The organism is Streptomyces sp. W16 (assembly GCF_033194735.1).
Taxonomy (GTDB): Bacteria; Actinomycetota; Actinomycetes; order Streptomycetales; family Streptomycetaceae; genus Streptomyces.
Genome location: NZ_JAWOAI010001215.1, coordinates 1 through 709 on the forward strand (window position 1 = coordinate 1; position 709 = coordinate 709).

The following is a 709-nucleotide window of genomic DNA, read 5'->3' on the forward strand; positions in this document are numbered from 1 at the left end:
TGCCGGACGCCCGGACTCCGCGGTGGTGCTGCCGCCGGACGGCGGCGCCGACGGGCCGGGCGACACGGTGCTGGTGGACCCGGCCCGCCCCGCCACCCTGGTGGTGGCCCGCTGAAACCCCGCTCCCGCCCCGGCGCTTCCGCCGGTGTCTCCGGTTACGCTCGGGTCCATACGACCTTGATCGGACGGGAGGCCGAGGATGACGGCGCCGGGACGCAGAAGCAGTACCTTCACGCGGCTCCTGCGGCACGGTTTCACCGATCCCTCGGCCGCCGAGCGGCTCCTGGAGAGCGCGGAGCTGGCGCCGATAAGGAACGACCCGGTCCTGCTGGAGGCCCTCGGCGCCACCGCCGACCCCGACCTGGCCCTTCAGGGTCTTGTACGACTCCTGGAGGCGCAGCCCGAGCCCACCGCCCGGCGCGAGCTGACGGACACGCTGATCGCGGCGAAACCCCTACGGGACCGGCTGCTCGGTGTGCTCGGCGCCTCCGCCGCCCTCGGCGACCATCTCGCCCGGCATCCGCGCGACTGGCACGCCCTCGTCATGTACGAGCCCCGCGACCTCCACCCCGGGGTGGAGGAGTTCGAACGCGGGCTGGCGGAGGCCACCGACCCCGTCGCCCTCCGCGTCGGCTACCGCCGCTGCCTGCTGTCCATCGCCGCCCGCGACGTGTGCGGCACCACAGACCTCGCGCAGACCGCCGCCGAA

At 74.6% G+C, this 709-nt stretch carries 1 pseudogene; it reads left to right on the forward strand.

The annotated features are described in order from the left end of the window. Window positions 1-199: 199 nt before the first annotated feature. Window positions 200-709 (forward strand): annotated as a pseudogene (locus tag R6V09_RS54280) (bifunctional [glutamine synthetase] adenylyltransferase/[glutamine synthetase]-adenylyl-L-tyrosine phosphorylase); the annotation flags it as partial.